The following is a 17,792-nucleotide window of genomic DNA, read 5'->3' as shown; positions in this document are numbered from 1 at the left end:
GGGGCGCGTCGGCGCGGTCGCCGTGCGGCCGCCGTTCGAACGGCGGCCGGAGGGTCAGCGGCGGCGGAACAGCAGGTCGTGGACCACGTGGCCCTTGGCGATCCCGGCCCGTTCGAACTTGGTGACCGGACGCCACTGCGGTCGCGGTGCGTAACCGGGGATGCTGCCGTCCGGGTGGTCGGCGGGCTCCAGCCAGCCGGTCCCGTCACCCTCGGGGTGCAGGTTCTCCAGCTCCGGCGAGGCGGACAGCACCTCCAGCATCTGCTCCGCGTACGGCTCCCAGTCGGTGGCGCAGTGCACCAGCGCGCCGGGGGCGAGCCGGGGCAGCACCAGGTCGAGGAAGCCGGACTGCACCAGCCGGCGCTTGTGGTGCTTGGGCTTGGGCCACGGGTCGGCGAAGAAGACCCGCAGACCGGCCAGCGAGGCGTCCGGGATCATGTCGCGCAGCAGGATGACCGCGTCGCCGGCGGCGGTCCGGACGTTGTCCGAGCCGTCGCGCTCCAGCAGCCCGAGCAGGTTGCCGTGGCCCGGGGTGTGCACGTCGGCGGCGAGGATGCCCATGGCCGGGTCGGCGGCGGCCATCGCGGCGGTGGTCTCGCCCATGCCGAAGCCGATCTCCAGCGTCACCGGCAGCTCGCCGAACAGCTCCCGCAGATCGAGCGGGGTGCCGTCGATCGGGATGCCGTACGTCTCCCAGCTCCGGTCCAGCGCGCTCGCCTGGGCGTTGGTCATCCGGCCCCGGCGCGGCTGGAAGCTGCGGATGCGGCGTTCCCGGTGCTGGGCCTCGGTGGCCTTGTGCGGGTACATCGGCGCGGGGTAGGCGGCCGGTGCCGCGGACATCCGGGCGGACGGCGAGGGCTGGGGGATCGGGGCGGTGGCAGTCACAATCCCCCGAGTCTACGGGGCCGCGCGGGGCGCCCGACGGGGTGTGTGACGGGGTTCATCCGGGGTCCGGTGACGCGGCCGGGCCGTCCGCTCCCGGTGCCCGGTCCGCCTGCTTCCGGTGCCCGGGCCGCCCGCTCCCCGGGCCCGCGGTGGCCGCTGTCGTCGCCGGTCCGTCCGCCCCCGCGCCCGGTCATCCGCCCGCCTCCAGGGCGGCCAGCGCCCGTCGGGCCACCTCCCGGCCGATCGGCAGCGAGGCCGTCGCGGCGGGGGAGGGGGCGTTCAGCACGTGCACCGCGCGGCGGGGGGAGCTCGGGTCGGCCGGGTCGAAGCCGGCGAAGGCGAAGTCGTCCAGCAGCGAGCCGTCCCGGGCCACCGCCTGGGCCCGCACCCCGGCGGTGGCGGGCACCAGGTCCTCGGCGGAGACGGCGGGCAGCAGCCGCTGCACGGCCGCGGTGAACGCCCGCTTGGACAGTGAGCGGTGCAGCTCGCCGAGTTCGTACCGCCAGTGCCGGCGGGCGATCCGCCAGGTACCGGGGAAGGCCAGGGTCCCGCCCAGGTCGCGAGGGCTGACGGTGCGCCGGTCGTACCCCTCGCGGGCCGTCGCGGGCACCGCGTTCGGGCCGACGTGGACGTCCCCGTGGACGCCCCGGGTGAGGTGCACGCCGAGGAAGGGAAAGGCCGGGTCGGGCACCGGGTAGACCAGGCCGCGCACCAAGTCCCTCCGCTGCTCGGTCAGTTCGTAGTACTCGCCGCGGAACGGCACGATCCGCACGCCGGTCTCGTCCCCGGCCAGCCGGGCGATCCGGTCGCTGTGCAGCCCGGCGCAGTTCACCAGCACCCGGCAGCGCAGCTCGCCGGTGGCGGTGCCCACCGTCACCGCGTCCCGGCGCCGGGCCACCGTCCGGACCCCGCTGCCGGTCCGCAGGTCGGCGCCGGCCTCCCGGGCCAGCCGGGCGTAGGCGGCGGCGACGGCCGGGAAGTCGCAGATGCCGGTGGTGGCGACGTGCAGTCCGGCGATGCCGGTCACCTCCGGTTCGTACCGGGCGATCCCGGCCCGGTCCAGTTCGGCGACGGGGATGCCGTTCGCCCGCCCGCGCTCCGCCAGCGCCGCCAGCCGGGGCAGTTCGGCGGCGCCGGTGGCCACGATCAGCTTGCCGGTCACCTCGTGCGGGACACCCTGCTCGCGGCAGAACGCCACCAGTTCGGCGGCGCCCGCGACGGCGTACCGGGCCTTGTACGAGCCGGGGCGGTAGTAGACGCCGCTGTGGATCACTCCGCTGTTGCGCCCGGTCTGGTGCGTCGCGAAGCCGGACTCCTTCTCCAGCAGCGCGACCCGCGCCCCCGGCCGCGCCCGGGTCAGCGCGTACGCCGTGGCCAGTCCGACGATCCCGCCGCCCACCACCAGCACGTCGACCTCGTCCGCCACCGCAAGCTCCTCGCCTCGCCCGGCCGCCCCGCCGCCGATGCTGCCACGGCGGCCCGCACGGGTCGAGGGCGCGAACGCTGCGCGCCGCGACGCCGGACGGCCGGGAAGGGACCACCCCCGTGGATCCCTTCCCGGCCGCCGGCCGGACCGACGGCCTCACCGGCCGCCGGTCCTGCTACTCCTCCCAGGGCCAGTGGGCGTTCGCCCCGGCCTCCAGGAGGGGGATGAGGCGGAAGGCCGCGTCGCTCAGGCCGCCGAAGGTGTGGCGGTGCGCCCCGCCACTGGCGCCGTGGGCCGGGGCGTAACCGGCCAGGTTCCAGGTGTAGACGGGGACGCGGGCGGGGACGGCGGCGAGCGGGTCGCCGCCCCAGTGGTTCGGCCCGGTCTGCTCGTCGGTGACGATCACGACCCGGTCGTGGCCCCGGTAGTGGGTGCGGACGGCCTCGGCGGTGTTGGTGCCCCCGAGGCTGGAGAAACGGTCCAGCACCCGCAGCACCGCCTCGCCCCGGCCGACCTCGACCACCCGGCTGGTGGTGCCGAACTCGACCAGGTCCGCCTCGGCGGCGCGGACCTTCAGCGCGGTGCCGAAGATCGCTGCCGAGTCGGCCCGGTTGAGCTCGGTCGGGCCGCCGGACCGGTCGAACATCGAACCGGAGCGGTCCACCAGGACCAGCGTCCGGCCCGGCAGCTCCGGTACGTTGGCCAGCGAGTGGCCGAGCGCGGTCTCCAGCGCGTGCCCCCAGCGCAGCGAGGGCGCGTGCCGGTACGCGGACAGGTAGCGGAACGGGAACTGGCGCGAGCGCCGCACCTCGCCCCGGTCGGAGATCCGGCGGCACACCTCGGCCGCGACCGCGTCCGACACCCCGGCCCGGTCGAAGTTGCGCAGGTTGCGCACCAGCGCCATCGGGCCCATCGACGGGATGACCGCCTCCCAGACCGGCGCGTCCAGCGGCCCCCGCAGCCAGCCCGCCAGCGCCTCCCAGGTCAGCCCGGCGGCGGCCAGCCGCTCGGCGCCGTCCTCGGCCGTCACCGCGTCCCGACGCTCCTCGACGGGCAGCGCGAGCAGTTCGCGGTTCGCGGTCAGCAGCGGGTCGGCTGCGGGCGGGACGGCCTCCTCCGGCCGGTGCCGGCGGTCCAGCGCGTACGCGAACAGGGAGCCCTGCCACGGCTTGTCCGGGTCCGGCGAGGGGTGGGTCAGTTCGATCACGTCGCCGAAGCGGTAGCCCTTGCCCGCGGTGTCGTACTTGAGCAGCGAGCGGGCGTCGTAGAGGCGGCGGACGGCGTCCGCGACGCCGCGCTTGAGCGGCTTGGGCAGCGCCCGGCCGTAGCGCGAGGTCCAGTAGGCGAGCAGCTCGCCGGGCTCGTCGGCGCGCCGCAGCACCGCCGCGACGGCCTGCCGGGAGTGCCCGTGGGCGCCCGCGTCGAGCCGGGCCCGGGTGAACTCGGCGGCGCCCACCAGGGCCGCGGTGCGCATGTGCGCGCCGTAGCGCAGCCAGCGCAGCAGACCGAGGGTCCACTCCGGTTCGGCGACGGCGAGTTCGCGCACGAGCGCGGTGTAGCGGTCGTCGCGGTCGCCGCCGTGCTCGTAGTAGGTGTCCTTGCCGACCATGTTGGCCACCGCGAGCAGGAACAGCTCGGACTTGCGGTCGCGGACGTGGCCGACGCCGCCGTTGTGGTTGCGGGTGAGCTGTCCGGTCGTGGCCACCGGCGAACTCGGACCCGCCTTGCTCTTGCGAATGTTGAACCTGGACATGCGACAGCCCCCCTCGGCGTGCTGGTGTCAGTGGGAGGGAGGCATGCTGCGTCCGGGGTGCCCGAGATCGTGCCGACCGTGGGACGGTCGACGTCGGCGGAGGTGTATGCCTTGTGCTCTACCCGATTGAGCCAGCGGCCGAGCTCGCGCACGGCACGCCCGGGACTCGAACCCGGAACCGCAAGATCCGAAGTAACCCCCGCCTGCGCACCGGGCACTCCGGAGCGCGCTGCCTCCCGAGATCAGGTCGGCGGCGGTGTTTCGCGGGCTCGAACCGCTACGCCGGAGAACCGGCGTCTACCAGAAGTAACCGCTGCCGTCGCACCGGGAGGTGCGGACGAACTATTCACGTGTAAGTGTCCGGAGTTCAAGACGGCTGAGGTGACGTAGCTGCTCTGGCCACTGAGCTACACCGGCCCGAAGCCGGTGACGGGATTCGAACCCGCGACCTGCCCATTAGGAGTGGAAGTAACCTCTGCCTGCGCACCCGGACGAGAGAGACCCTAGCCAGGCCCCTCCCGCCGTCGCACCTCATTTATCGTCAGGCCGTCCTGCGCCGTCCGGACCGTCGTTCACCGCCCTGGCTGCCCTGGCTGCGCTGCTGCCCTGGCCGTCCGGGCCCGCCGCCGTTCACGCCGGGGCGACGATCACCGCCCGCGCCCGCTCGGCCAGCTCCCGCACCCGGCGCTCGCCGTGGAACGGCTCCAGGCGCCGCAGCATCTCCACCACGTACTCCCGGCTGCGCTGCGAGGAGATCCGGCCGGCCACCTCGACGGCGCGTTCGCCCGCGGCGACCGCGGCGTCCAGGTTGCCCGCCTCCGCCTCGGCCATCGCCGAGACCACCAGCCGCAGGCCGTGCGAGCGGACGAAGCCCTCGGTGGGCGTGGCCAGCGCCTCGCGGGTGAACTGCCGGACCTTGGAGGGCACTCCGAGGTCGCGGAAGCACTCGGCGGCGTCGGCGGCGAGCCGGTCGTAGGCGTAGAAGTCGATCCACGCCGGATCGGGATCCCCGGCGCGCGCTCGTTCGAGTGCGCTCTCCGCCGCTCCGAGCGCCGTCGCACACGCTGCCGCGTTGCGGGCCTTGGCCTGGGCCCGGGCCTCCACCAGGTGGAAGAAGCTCATGGTGCGGGCGGTGGCCAGACCCCGGTTGCGTTCCAGCGCGGCCTGCGCCAGGTCGACCGCCTCCTCGGCGAAGCCCCGGTAGCCGGCCTGCAGGCTCATCGAAGCCAGCACGTAGCCGCCGAGCGGCACGTCCGCGCCGGCCCGGGCGAGCCGCAGGGCCTGGATGTAGTACCGCTGGGCGGCCTCGTGCTGCCCGGTGTCGAAGGCCATCCACCCGGCCAGCCGGGTCAGTTCGGCCGTCGCGCCGAACAGCGCCCGGCCGACCGCGTCGCTGTACGAGGCCAGCAGCAGCGGCGCCGCCTCCACCCGCAGGCACTCCGGCACCATCGACGAACGCCAGTCCCCGCCACCGTACTTGGAGTCCCAGCGGCGGGCCTCCTGGGCGGCCTCGCGGAGCTTGGCGGCGTCCGAGTGGCCGACCCGGTAGGAGGACGTGTCGCTCGGGGAACGCGGCACCTCGCGGGCCACCGAGCCGTCCGCCGGGGCGATCAGCCAGCGGGAGACGGGCGTCGCGTAGGCGGCGACCGAGAAGGTGCCGGCCAGGCTGTCGCTCCACCGGCCGCCGCCGGGGCCCCGGCGCAGGTCGAGGTCGACCCGCCACAGGTCGGTCGCGGAGCGGACCGCCTCGGCGACGTCGCGCGGGAAGGCCAGGCCGAGTTCGGGCGCCGGGTCGGTGTCGCCCAGGCCGATCTCCTCCAGCGGGACGGGCCGGCCGAGCTTGCCGCCGATCGCGGTGGCGATCAGGTGCGGCACGGGCCCCTGGGGGACCATGCCCTTGCTCACCCAGCGGGCCACCGAGGTCTTGTCGTACCGCAGGGTCAACCCGCGTTGCGCGCCGAGGTCGTTGACCCGGCGGGCCAGCCCGGCGTTGCTGATCTGGGCGAGGGTCAGGAGCGTGCCGAGCCGTTCGTTCGGTCCACGGGGGCTGACGGTCATGGTGGCGGCTGCACCTCCTGCGGCCTTGTGCGCGGGGCCCGGGCGGCACCGGGCCGTAGCTGCAGTACCTAGAGTAGTCGGACGCGTTCCGACGGTTAAGAGGTCCCATTCCGGATGGCGGGATCGCGCACTCGCCGGTGCCGCACGGGGGTTGGTCCGGACCACTCGGATCCGGCCGATCGGCCCGCGCGCCGGAGCGTTGTGCTCCGGTCCCGTGTTCACATGCGCCCGGCCGTGCCCCCTGGCCCGACCGGCTGGTCGGCGATTCGCTGGTGGTCGTGGGTCGGCCCGCCGTCGAGGACCCGGCGGGCCGGGTGATGCCGCCGCCTCGATCCCCGCGGGCGGCGGTGAAGTCCGGGAGGGCATGCGGATGCCCTCCCGGGCCGGGCGACGCCTTTCGGCCATCTCGCGATGCCCATGCCAAGGCGGCCCGCGGGCGGTCCGGGCCGGGGAGGGGAAGGCCCGGCCCGCCCGGTTCCGCCGCCCGCCGGACACCGCCCCGCCCACCGCCGGCCGCCCGCCGGACACCGCCCCTGCCCACCGTCGGCCGCCCGCCGGACACCGTCGCGCCCCGCCCCGGGCCGGTCACCCCGAACCGGAACCCGCAACACCGGCCACGGTGACGCCGAGCGGTGGCACGATGTCCCTGACGACGCGTCGGGCTCGCGGGGCACGTCGGGACGCGCGCGGGCCGCCACGGCACACCCCACCCGGCCGCCCGCCCGGCGGCGGACGCGCCGCGCGGATGCAGGTCCTCGTCCGGTGGAGGCACGATGCGGTGGCTGACGGGCTGGTGCACGGGCGCGGCCCGGGCGGGTGCACCCGTGCACGAGGGGTTCGGCGCGGTCGCACCGATCGCCGCGCGCCCCCTGTGGGGCGGCCCCGACCCGCTCTGGGCCGTCGGCGACTGGCGCCCCGAGGAGATCCGCCTGGCCACCCTCCGCCCAGGCGCGCCCGCGGTGGTCCGCACCGGGCCCACCGCTCCCGACCCGGTCGAGGACACCCCCGCCACCACCCGGCTCGCCGTCCTCGGCCACTGCGGCGCCACCGACGCCGAACTCGCCGCCGGTCTCGCCGCCGCCCGCGGCGGCGCCGTCCGCCACCTGACCGCCTGGCCCGGCAGCTACACCGTCGTGCTGCGCTCCGGCACCCGCTCCACCCTGCTGCTCACCGACCTCGCCGGCGCCCGGCCCGTGTTCCACACCCCCTGGGGCAACGGCATCGCCTACGCCACCGCCGCCCTGCCGCTGGCCGACCTGGTCGGCGCCCCGCTGGACACCGGCCACCTCGCCGCCCGCCTCGCCTGCCCCGAGTCCCCCGAGGCGCTCGGCACCGGCACCCCGTACCTGGGCGTCCAGCAGGTGCCGCCCGGCCACGTGCTCGGGATCCGCGGCGGCCGTCCGTACCTGTCCGCCTACGACGGTCCGGCCTCCGCCGAGCAGCCCCGCGACGAGGCGCCCGCCGTCCGCGAACTCACCCGCGCCCTGCTGGAGTCCGTCCGCTCTCGGGTCCGCACCACCGCACCGGTCCCCGACCCCGCCGGCCGGGCCCGGCTCGGCGTCGACCTCTCGTACGGCACGGCCTCCGCCACCGTCGCCCTGCTCGCCGCCGCCGTCCCGCTGCCACCGGTGCCCGCGGCGACCGTCCCGGCCCGCAGGACGGCGGGGGTCGACGCCGCGCCGGGGGCCGCGGAGGCCGCAGCGGCCACCTGGGCCAGGAACGGCGCGGTCAAGGGCTCTTGGGCCCGCGCCGCGCCCCGGGCCCCCGCCGCCCCCGAACAACTGGCTGCCGTCACGCTCGGCGAGACCGAGCCCCCGGCCACCCTCGCCCTCGCCCCCGACACCCCGCGACTGCGGCACACCGTGCTCGACCCCGACCCCGGCACCCTCCCGTACGCCGGCCTGCGCACCGACCCGCAGGCCGGCCGGCTCACCGACGAACCCGGGCCCGAACTCGTCGCCGCCGCGCGGGCCGAGGCCCGCTTCGACGCCGGCGGCACCGACCACCTCACCGGCTACGGCGCCCGCCAGGTCCTCGACGGCCACCCGGCCCGCCTCGCCGACCTCATCCGGGCCGGCCGCCCGCGTGAACTGCTGTCCCCGGTCGCCGCGCTGGCCGGGGCCGACCGGGCCGCCGCGGGCGTCCTGACCGGAGCGCTGCGCACCCCGCTCACCGTGGTCCTGGCCGCCCACCGGCTCTCCCGGGTCCGCTACGCGGAGGCGCTGGACGAGGCCGCCGCCAGACTGACCGCCCGCCACGTCCCGGACGGCGGCGGGACGGCCGGGAGCCGTTCGGCCGTCGACCTCGCCTGGTGCGTGCCCGGACCGGCGGCCCGCTGGCTCTCCGACGAGGCACTCTCCTCGGTGGCCCTGCGACTCCGGGTGGCGGCGCGCAAACCGGCGCCCGACGAACACCCCGGCGCGCACCGAGCCCGGCACGCCCTCTACCGTCAGGCGCGCTCCTTCCGCACGCTCGTCCACGCCGCCGAACAGCCCGGCCAACGGCTGCACGCACCCTTCCTCGACAACCAGGTCGTCCGCGCCGCCCGGCTGCTCCCCGACGACGTCCGCCTCCAGCCCGGCGCCCGGCACGCCCTGCTGCGTGCCGTCCTCACCGGTGCCGGCCGTACCGACCTGCCCCCGGACTGGGGCCGCGGCCCCCGACCCGACCGCACCGCCCCCGCCCGCGCGGGCCTGCGCCTCGCCGCCGACGGCCTCGCCGAACTCTTCGACGCCCCCCTCCTCGCCGAAGCCGGCCTCATCGACCTCCCCGCCGTCCGGGCCGGCCTCGCCCGCTCCGCCGATCCCCTCTCCCCGGCCGCCCTCGCGGGCCTCGCCGACCTCGTCTCCACCGAGCTCTGGCTCCGCCGCGTCCGCGCCCGCCGCCACGGCGCCTGCTGGACCGGGCTCCCGCACCCCGAGCCCCCGGCGCTCGGTCCCTGACAGCCGGGACGCGCCCCCGGGCGCCCGTCGCCTCCTCTCGGCGCGGTGGCGGCCGCGGCGTCGGCGGGGCGGGCCATGATGGCGGGGTTGTGGATCCCGGGCGAGGAGGGTGTGCGGTGGCCGGTGGGAGCGCGGGGCGGGACGTGCCCGTGGTGCTGTCGGTGCTCGGGCGGCCGCCGACGGGGCGGCCGGCGGGGGTGCTGGCGGCGTGCGACGGGTCGGACGGGTCGCTGTGGGCGCTGGACCGGGCGATGACGGAGGCCGAGCTGTTCGGCCTGCCGCTGTACGTGCTGGCCGTGGTGAACCCGGCGCCGGCCGGCTACCCGCCGGGCATGGCGGAGCTGGTGCGGGAGAGCGTGGAGACGCTGGTCGAGAGCACGGCGGACGGGCTGCGCCGCTCGGTGACCGCCGTGCAGCGGCAGCGCCCCGCCCCGTTCGAGGGGCAGATGTCGCTGCACGTGGTGCTGGGCAACGTCATCGAGGTGCTGCTGGAGGCGGCGACCCGGCAGCACACGCTGGTGGTCGGCACCCGGGGCAACGGGGGGTTCGCCCGGCTGCTGCTGGGCTCGGTGAGTTCTGCGCTGGTGCACCACGCGGCGTGCCCGGTCCTGGTGGTCCCGGCGCCGCCCGCGGGGTGAACCGGCAGGTCAGGGAGTTGTCGGGAATGTACCGAGATGGTTCATCGTTCACCCATCTCGTCCACTTCTGACAAGACGCCCCCTGGAGACCCCCGCATGAAGGTCGAGATCTGGTCCGACATCGCCTGCCCCTGGTGCTACATCGGCAAGCGCCGCTTCGAGCAGGCCCTCGCGGACTTCCCGGGCCGGGAGCAGGTCGAGGTCGTCTACCGCCCGTACCAGCTGGTCCCGGACGCCCCCGCGACGGCGAGCCCGCACCGCGCCTGGCTGGCCGACCGCTACGGCCCGCAGTCCGTGGCGATGGACGCCCGGGTGGCCGAGCTGGGCCTGGCCGAGGGCATCACGTACGACTTCGACGCCGCACTGCACGCCAACACCCTCCTGGGCCACCGCCTGCTGCACCTCGCCGAGGCCGAGTACGGCGCGGCGGTCCAGGGGCGGCTGAAGGAGGCGCTGCTCAAGGCGCACTTCACCGACGGCGTCGACGTCGGCGACCGCGCCGCCCTGGCCGACGTCGCCGTGGCGGCCGGTCTGGACCGGGACCGGGTGACCGCCTACCTGGCGGGCGACGAGGGCACCGCCGAGGTCGAGGCCCAGCTGGCCGAGGGCCGGGAGCTCGGCATCAGTGCCGTGCCGACCTTCGTGTTCGAGGGCAAGTGGGCGGTCCAGGGCGGCCAGGACGCCGGGACCTTCCGCAAGGTGCTGGACCAGGTCGCCGCCGAGATCGGCGAGCGCCGGCCGGCCCCGGTGCAGGTCGCCCCGGCCGGGGAGGGCTGCGCGGACGGCGCCTGCGCCGTCTGACCGCGCTCCACCCGGCCGGTCACCGCCCCGGGACCCGCCTCAGGAGCACCTGAAGCGGGCCTCGGCCCAGTCCGCGACGTTCAGCGCCGACCAGACCCCGTGCGCCGGGGTGACCACCAGCCGGATCGAGTTCTGCCCGGCCAGCGGCACGTGCACCGGCACCGCCCCGTCACCGGCGGCGAGCGTCCCGGACCGCCACAGGGTGCGGCCGTCGCCGCCCTGGACGGAGAAGACCACCCCGCCCGGGGAGAGCGTCACGTCGTCCACCCCGGCCACCGCGTCGAAGGACGTGCAGCTGCGGTTGAGGTCGATCAGGGTCGTCGCCGGGGCGTGCACGGTGAGGGCGTGCCGGTGGTAGTCGCCGCTGATCCAGCCGCCGACGCGCTGCCAGAAGCCGTCGCTGCCCTTCTGCCGGATGCTCGGTCCGGACGGCGGCACCCGGTTCCCGCCGGGCTTGACCACGGGCAGCACGTCCGCCCAGAAGTCGGTGGGCGCGGGCGGTGAGGGCGGGGTGGCGGTCGGCGTCGGCACCGGCGGCAGGGTGGGCGTCGGGACGACGGGCACCTCGGGCGTGGGAACCGGCGGCAGGGTCGGCAGGGGCACGACCGGGGGAGTCGGGGTTTGCCCGGGGGCCGGGGGGCTGCTGGGTGCCGGGGTGGCGGGCTTCGAGGCCCGGGGGGCGGGCGGGGCCTGCGTGGGCTTGGCGGTCGGCTTCGCACTGGGGCTCGGCGCGGGCTGTTCCGGGGCCGGCGCCGGCCCCGGAGTGCCGGGCGCGGGTGGCGGGGGCGACGCGGGGGCGGGTGCCGGAGGTGCCGGCCGTGCCGGGGACGGGACGGCCGGGGCGCCGGCGGCCGGGGGAGCGGCCGCCGGGGGCTGCGGCTCGGACGAGCCGGTCAGCGCGTACGCGGCGACGGCGGCCGCGGCCACCGCGACGGCGGCGGCGATCCCGGCCTTGGCGGCGGCGCCCAGGCCTTCGCCGGCCACGGCGGCGCCGCCGCCACCGGTGCCGGAGGCCGCACCGGCACCGGCCGTACCGGCGCCCGCACCGGCCCCGGACCCCGCCGTACCCGCGCCGGCCGCGGTACCGGCCGCAGTGGAGCCGGCCGCCGCGCCGGAGGACCCGGCGGTCGCCGCCGCGGTCCCGGCCGCCGCACCGCCGACCGCGGCGACACCGCCGACCGCGGCCGCGGCGGCACCGAAGCCGCCGACGCCGATCCAGACGAGCACGCCGCCGGGCAGCAGCGCACGCAGGCCGGTGTTGATCTCGGTCAGTTCCAGGCAGGCCGCCGTGCAGCGGTCGCACTCCTTGAGGTGCCGCCCGACCTCCGCCGAGGCCCGCTTGCGCAGCGAGCCGCGGGCGTACGCCCCGAGCCGGTTGGCGTAGGCCTCGCACGCCCGGTCCTGGCTGCCGGAGACGTGCGCCTGGAGGAACGCGGCGGCGAGCCGGTCGCGGGCCCGGTGGGCCTGGACGGCGGTGGCGTTGGCGGTCTTGCCGAGCATCACGGCGACGGTCTTGGGGGATTCCCGCTCGACCTCGGTGTGCCAGAGCACCACCCGGTCGTCCTCGGGCAGTTCGGCGTAGGCCTGCATGACCATCCGCTGGTCGGCCATCGCCATCGCCCAGGCGTCGGCGCCCGGGTCGGCCAGGTCGAGGTCGACGACGGCGGCCGAGGTCTGCGCGAAGACGGCGAAGTCGTCGACGAGTTGCTCGCGCCGCTCGCTGCGGTGCCAGGCGGCCGCGACGTTGCGCACGGCGGTCAGCAGGTACGCGCGGACGGCGAACTCCGGTCCCTTGCCCGCCCGCAGCGCCTGCAGGGTCCGGGCGAAGACCTCGCCCGCGAGGTCCTCGGCGGTGAAGTTGTCCCGGCAGCAGGTGCGGGCGTAGCGGCGGACGGACTCGGCGTGCCGGCGGTAGATCTCCTCGTACGCGGTGTCGTCGCCGGCCCGCACCCGGGCGGTCAACTCGGCGTCCGAGGGAGGGCGCTCGCCGTCCACGGGGTCGGCGGGGGCGGGCACGGTCGGGCGCGCGGGCCGCCGGCCGCCGCCGAACGGCTCGCCGACGAACGCCTCGGGGGTGACGCCGCCCCGGCCCGCGGGGGCCTGGCCGGGCACCCGGCCGGAGGGCAGCGCGGCGGCGGAGGCGGAGAGCGATTCGCGGCTGGGCATCCCGGCCTGGTCGGGGACGTGTCCGGCCGCCGAACCCGGTGCGCCGCCCGGCACTTGGGCCGGACCGCCGCCGCGTCCGCCGCTGCCGCCGCGCCCGTCGACGCTGTGCCCGCCGACGCCACCCGGACCGCCGACCCCGCCGGGGCCCGCGGCGGACCCTTCGGCGGTACTACCGGGGAGGCCTCCGAAGTCGAGCCCGTACCCGTAGTCGTTCTGTTCCTCGGCGCTCACAACGGACCCCAGATTCCACGACAGCCCCCGTAGTGTGGCAGGGCGCGCGGGAGTGCGTAGGCGCAAGGTTCCCCGTCGTACGGCGCCGACGGCGCGCGAAGGGCGCGCATTCGGACATTGGCTCCAACCACGGGCAAAGGATGGCATAGCGCAGGGACCGGCGGTAGCCGGACCGGCCGTTCCCCACTCTTCCGTGGGGCCGTCGCGGGTGTGTTCGCCCAGCGTGCGGCGCCGGGTCGTGCGACGTCCGCACCCGGCGCGCGCTCCTGTCCCGCGCGCCGGTGATCCTCCGACTCCCGCACCTGCCGGGCGCGGCGAGCGCACCCGGCACCGGGCGTCAGCGCGCCCGCAGACCGTCCAGCAGTATCTGCAGCAGCCGGTCCGAGGGACCGGCGAGCGCCTGACCGTCCGTCTGCGGAGAGACCGGCGAGAACCCGACCGGCGCCGGGGTCGAGACCGACGGCCGGGCCGCGTGCACGGGCACCGAGGCGGTCAGCACCAGCACCACGTCCGACACCGTGACGCCCGGCCGCAGTTCGCCCGCCGCACCGGCCCGCGCCACCAGCGCGGCCAGCAGCTGGAGCAGCAGCCGGGGATCGGCGTCGGCGGCCGACGGCTCGGCCGCCCCGCCGGAGCGGGCCTCCTCGCCGCGCAGGTCGAAGCGGACCGCCGCGGGCGCTTCCGGGGCCCGCTGCCCGGGCACCCGGCCCAGCTCCTCCGCGTACCGGAACGCCTCCGGCGGCAGCAGCCGTCCGGCGCCGCTGCTCACGGCCCGGGCCAGGTAGCCGGCCAGCGCGTCCCAGGCGCCGTCGCCGCCGTACAGCGACTCGCGGGCCTGCGCGGTCAGCCACGCCACCTCCTCGGCCGCGATCCGCTGGACCAGCACCTCCTTGCTCGGGAACCGCCGGTAGACCGTGCCGACCCCGACGCCGGCCCGACGCGCGACCTCCTCCATCGGCGCGCCGTAGCCGAACTCGCCGAACACCTCGCGGGCCGCCCGCAGCACGCTCTCCAGGTTCCGCCGGGCGTCCACCCGCAGCCGGGCCCCGGGCACCGGCACGGTGGCCTGTGCGGGCTCGCTCCGGTACGGGACGGCGGCCTGGACCACGCCGACCTGCACCGTCCCGGTCTGCGCCGGGAGGTCCACCGGGCCGCGCTGCTCGGGCACCACGCCCGGCCCGGCCTGCGGTGCGCCCGTCCGCCCCAACACCTGCTCCTGATCCATCATCCCAACTCTCCCCCGCAGGCGTCCGAATCCGGACCCTGTCGTCGCCCGCCCCCGCACCCCCCGGTGCAGCTCAGCCCGTCAGAAATGACCCGATGACCCATCGCTCGTGCCGCCCGTCCCGTTCCGATGACCACGGTTCGTGCCGCCGTGCCGGGTCCACGTCCGGCTCGGCGCGTCGGCACCGTCCGGGGCCCTGTCCGGGAACTAACCTTCCCCGGATGACTGCGCCCCAGTCGGGTTCTCACGCCAACGCTGGAACTGGCCGTAGTGGCCGCTCCACGGTGCGTCGCCGCCGATTGTCATGGCGGCGGCTGCCCCGGTACACAATCCGACCATAGTTCACGGCTCTTCGCGGCCGAAAGTGCGTCAGAAAGTCGCCCAGGAAGCACAACTGGCCACGGCGGCCACTCGCGTCGCAAGCCGCCCCGTACGGACTGTGGACAAGACCACCCCTGCCGGTCCTTCATAGGGGGGCGTGATGGGGGGACACCCCCGGCCGCGGGGCCGGGACGAGACGTCACATCGGCAGGAGGTGCACCATCAGGATCCTGATCGCCGGCGGAGGCTGCGCCGGTACGGCCACCGCACTCCACCTCCAGCGCGGCCTGCGGGAGCGGCTGCGGCGCGGCGAGGTGGAGATCACCGTCGTCGAGCCCCAGGCCTACTTCACCTACCACCCGCTGCTGGCCGAGGTCGCGGCCGGCTCGATCGACCCGAGACACGTGGTCGTCCCGCTGCGGAGGGTCCTGCCGGACTGCCGGGTGATCACCGCCCGGATCACCCGGATCGAACACGCCGCCCGCCGCGCCCTGGCCGACGCCGCGGGCCCCGGCGAACCCCCCGCGCCGATCGAACTGCCCTACGACGTCCTGGTGGTGGCCCCCGGCTCGGTCTCCCGGACGGCGCCGGTGCCGGGCCTCGCCGAGCACGGCCTCGGCTTCTCCACCGTCGGCGAGGCGGTGGGCCTGCGCAACCACGTCCTGGAACAGCTCGACCTCGCCTCCGCCACCCGCGACCCCGCGCTGCGCCAGGCCGCGCTCACCTTCGTCTTCGTCGGCGCCGGCTACGCGGGCGTCGGCGCGCTCGCGGAGCTGGAGGACATGGTCCGTGCCGCCGTGCGCGGCTACCACAACGTCCGTGCGGAGGACCTGCGCTGGGTCCTGGTCGAGGCGACCGACCGGATCCTCGCCGAGGAGGCACCCGACCTCGCCGAGCACACCCTCGGCGAACTGCGCGAACGCGGCGTGGACATCCGCCTGCGCACCACCCTGGAGTCCGCGGTCGACCGGGTCGTCGCGCTCTCCGACGGCAGCCGCTTCGGCGCCCGCACCCTGGTCTGGACGGCGGGCGTCCGGCCGTCCCCGCTGCTGCGCGACACCGACCTGCCGCTGGACACCCTCGGCCGGGTCCGCTGCCTCGCCACCCTGCAGGCGGTCGGACCGGACGGTCGCGCCCTGCCCGGAGTCTGGGCGGCCGGCGACTGCGCGGCCGTGCCGGATCCCCGTGCGGACGGCGCCCCCTGCGCGCCCAACGCCCAGCACGCCTTCGCCGAGGCCGAGCTGCTCGCCCGCAACATCGCGGTGGCCCTGGACGGCGGTCCGCACGCGCCGGGACTGGCCGCGTACGAGCCCGGCCCCGCCGCCTGCTCGACCTCGCTCGGTCCGGGCCGGGCCGTCGCGCACACCCGGCGGGGCGGCAAGCTCACCGGCCGGCGGGCCTGGTGGCTGCACCGGGCGCGGCACCTGCGACGGCTGCCGAGTGCCGAGCGCCGGGTGCGGGTGCTGGTGGACTGGCTGCTGGGCGGAGTGTTCTCCCGGGAGGCGGTCTCGCTGGGCGCGATGGAGAACCCGCGTTCGGCCTTCGAAGGCGGGTTCGGCCCGACGTTAGGCCGGCCGTCCGACACCGGACCGGATGCGCCCCGCTGACGGTCCCCGCCGACCCGGGCCGGATGTCGATCGGACGGCCACGCCGGGCGCGCGACTTCCGGAATCGGGCCTCCGCCTGACAGGATCAGCCCGACCTGGTCATTACCCCGTGTGCCGCCGCGTACACAAAAAGTGATGATATGCCTGGAAAACGAGGAAGCGGCCGTCGTTTGAACCTCATGCGCTGGAGCGCGCGGCTCACCGGAGTCCCCTGGCGTGCCACCCCGTCCGCCGGGGCCGGCACCGACGAGGGCGCGCCCTGCGCCGACGGCGTCGTGGTGCCCAGCCCCCGCGACCCGACCAGCCCCACCACCACCGCCGAACTCCTCGACCCGCACAAACCCCAGAACCTGCGCGAGGTCCTCAACCGCATCCCCGCCCCTGTCGCCGTCACCTACGGCCCGCTCCACCAGCTCGGCTACGCCAACCGCGCCTACCGCGAACTCTTCGGCGAACGCCCCACCGGCCTGCCCGCAGGCGAGGCACTCCCGGAACTCGGCACCATGGGCGTCCTGCCCCTCATGGACCAGGTCATCCGCGGCGGCCGCCCGCGCAGCGTCAAGGCCCGCTGCATCCTCGGCCTCACCGGCAACCGCTACTACAACGTCTCCTGCGTCCCGCTCGGCCCTGGCGAGACCGGCGACACCCCCGTCGAGGGCCCGCCCACCGGCGTCCTGATCTTCGCCGCCGAGGTCACCGACCAGGTCCTCGCCGCCGCCCGGCTCCGCGAAGCCGAACGCCGCCAGCGCGAGGCCGCCGTCACCCTCCAGCGCAGCCTGCTCCCGCAGAAGCTCGACCAGCCCGCGGACCTGCGGGTCGCTGCCACCTACCAGCCCGGCGGCGCCGAGGCCGCCGTCGGCGGCGACTGGTACGACGTCATCGCCATCGACGGCGGACGGACGGCACTCGTCATCGGCGACGTGATGGGCCGCGGCCTGCGGGCCGCCGCCGTCATGGGCCAGCTGCGCACCGCCGTCCGCGCCTACGCCAGGCTCGACCTGCCCCCGCACGAAGTGATGCGCCTGCTCGACGGCCTCGCCATGGAGATCGACGCCAACCAGATCGCCACCTGCACCTACGCCGTCTGGGACCCGCGGCGCCGCACCCTCTCCTACGCCTCGGCCGGCCACCTCCCGATGCTGCTGCGCTGCCCCGACGGCACCATCCTGCGCAGCGAGGAACAGAACGGCCCCCCGCTAGGCACCGGCGACGGCCTGCACGTGTCCCACACCCTGCGCCTGCTCCCCGGCACCACCGGCGTCCTCTATACGGACGGCCTCGTCGAACGCCGCGACGAGGACATCGACCAGGGCCTGGACCTCCTCGCCCGGACCCTGACCGGTGCGATCGGCGCCCCGGACGTGATCTGCGCGCGGCTGCTGAGGGCCATGGGGGTGACCTCGGAACACGACGACGACGTCGCGGTCCTGGCCTTCCACCTGCCGGCGGATGCGGTAGCCGAAAATCCACTTGCGGCGCTTGACTCGGCCACCCCAGAGGTCTAGTGTTCTTCGAGCTGCCTGGCAGGGAGCACCGGACACGCACCAGCGCGGACGGTCCCGAGGCAGCCAATCCTCTGAAACACCACTTCCCAGGTTCGGGCTGGGTCACGTTCGCGTGTTCGCGTCATGACTCGGTTCTTGCTTTGGCGTGTTCGTTTTATCGGATTGCGGCGGATTCGCTTTTCGGAGTACGGATCGGCTAGAGTTTGAAACGTCGGACAGGGCGTCAAGCCCCGG

At 76.2% G+C, this 17,792-nt stretch carries 10 protein-coding genes and 1 pseudogene; 5 read left to right on the top strand and 6 right to left on the bottom strand.

All coding sequences use genetic code 11. From position 1 onward, the window contains the following. Positions 1-54: 54 nt before the first annotated feature. The 4 genes from trmB to AB0D10_RS19350 all read right to left on the bottom strand — a co-directional run bounded on the left by trmB (position 55) and on the right by AB0D10_RS19350 (position 6,122). Positions 55-885 (bottom strand): tRNA (guanosine(46)-N7)-methyltransferase TrmB, encoded by an 831-nt coding sequence (gene trmB, locus AB0D10_RS19365; RefSeq protein ID WP_360257677.1) that lies wholly within the window; start codon positions 883-885, stop codon positions 55-57. A 190-nt stretch (positions 886-1,075) separates the two neighbouring features. Next, positions 1,076-2,311, bottom strand: a complete 1,236-nt coding sequence (lhgO, locus tag AB0D10_RS19360) for an L-2-hydroxyglutarate oxidase (RefSeq protein WP_360257675.1) — start codon at positions 2,309-2,311, stop codon at positions 1,076-1,078. A gap of 175 nt (positions 2,312-2,486) precedes the next feature. After that, positions 2,487-4,064 carry a TROVE domain-containing protein gene (locus AB0D10_RS19355; RefSeq protein ID WP_360257673.1) on the bottom strand — a complete coding sequence of 526 codons (1,578 nt, stop codon included), beginning with the start codon at positions 4,062-4,064 and terminating at the stop codon, positions 2,487-2,489. Between the two features lie 630 nt (positions 4,065-4,694). Continuing rightward, a complete protein-coding gene (locus AB0D10_RS19350) occupies positions 4,695-6,122 on the bottom strand; it encodes an MFS transporter (RefSeq protein ID WP_360257671.1) in 1,428 nt (475 codons plus the stop codon). A gap of 773 nt (positions 6,123-6,895) precedes the next feature. Between AB0D10_RS19350 and AB0D10_RS19345 the strand changes: the two genes are divergently transcribed. The 3 genes from AB0D10_RS19345 (at position 6,896) to AB0D10_RS19335 (ending at position 10,503) form a co-directional block, all read left to right on the top strand. Next, on the top strand, positions 6,896-9,064 hold the full coding sequence (locus AB0D10_RS19345; RefSeq protein ID WP_360257669.1) for an asparagine synthase-related protein: 2,169 nt from the start codon (positions 6,896-6,898) through the stop codon (positions 9,062-9,064). 116 nt (positions 9,065-9,180) lie between these two features. Then, positions 9,181-9,702: a universal stress protein gene (locus AB0D10_RS19340; RefSeq protein WP_360257667.1), complete on the top strand. Its 522-nt coding sequence runs from the start codon at positions 9,181-9,183 to the stop codon at positions 9,700-9,702. A gap of 96 nt (positions 9,703-9,798) precedes the next feature. Further along, positions 9,799-10,503 (top strand): DsbA family oxidoreductase, encoded by a 705-nt coding sequence (locus tag AB0D10_RS19335; protein WP_360257665.1) that lies wholly within the window; start codon positions 9,799-9,801, stop codon positions 10,501-10,503. Positions 10,504-10,542: 39 nt separating this feature from the next. Here the strand turns inward: AB0D10_RS19335 and AB0D10_RS19330 are convergent, their stop codons facing one another. Further along, the gene (locus AB0D10_RS19330; protein WP_360257664.1) at positions 10,543-12,900 is read right to left on the bottom strand and encodes a sigma-70 family RNA polymerase sigma factor; all 2,358 of its coding nucleotides are present in this window, start codon (positions 12,898-12,900) and stop codon (positions 10,543-10,545) included. Between the two features lie 337 nt (positions 12,901-13,237). Next, positions 13,238-14,128: a helix-turn-helix domain-containing protein gene (locus AB0D10_RS19325; RefSeq protein ID WP_360257662.1), complete on the bottom strand. Its 891-nt coding sequence runs from the start codon at positions 14,126-14,128 to the stop codon at positions 13,238-13,240. Between the two features lie 521 nt (positions 14,129-14,649). Between AB0D10_RS19325 and AB0D10_RS19320 the strand changes: the two genes are divergently transcribed. Further along, positions 14,650-16,053 (top strand): FAD-dependent oxidoreductase, encoded by a 1,404-nt coding sequence (locus AB0D10_RS19320; RefSeq protein ID WP_360257968.1) that lies wholly within the window; start codon positions 14,650-14,652, stop codon positions 16,051-16,053. A 140-nt stretch (positions 16,054-16,193) separates the two neighbouring features. Further along, positions 16,194-17,483: pseudogene (locus AB0D10_RS19315) on the top strand (SpoIIE family protein phosphatase); the annotation flags it as partial. Between the last annotated feature and the right edge of the window lie 309 nt (positions 17,484-17,792).

Source organism: Kitasatospora sp. NPDC048545 (genome assembly GCF_040651155.1).
In the GTDB taxonomy this organism is placed as follows: Bacteria; Actinomycetota; Actinomycetes; order Streptomycetales; family Streptomycetaceae; genus Kitasatospora.
The sequence above is the reverse complement of the archived record's forward strand: the minus strand, read 5'-3'. Positions and strand labels throughout refer to the sequence as shown.